1 protein-coding gene is annotated in these 247 nt (G+C 56.7%); it reads left to right on the top strand.

The genetic code is table 11. The features are described from left to right. Positions 1-36: 36 nt before the first annotated feature. Positions 37-247: ABC transporter permease (locus ACPYOG_RS20250; protein WP_481295879.1), on the top strand; the 211-nt coding region annotated here is incomplete at its 3' end.

Raw genomic sequence — 247 nt, 5'->3', positions numbered from 1 at the left:
TTCTGGACGAGCTTCCTGATCCGCGTCTATTCCTGGATGTCGATCCTCAGCACCACGGGTCTGCTGAACCAGCTGTTGATGGCGCTCGGCATCATCCACGAACCGCTTGTCGTCCTCAACACCAATACGGCCGTCTATATCGGCATGGTCTATTCCTATCTGCCCTTCATGATCTTGCCGCTCTATTCCGCGCTGGAGAAGATGGACGACACGCTGATCGAAGCGGCGCAGGATCTCGGCTGTACGC

It is taken from the genome of Leifsonia sp. HAY1-4F (genome assembly GCF_056755275.1).
Note: the sequence above shows the minus strand (reverse complement) of the source record. Positions and strands in the feature narration are given on the sequence as shown.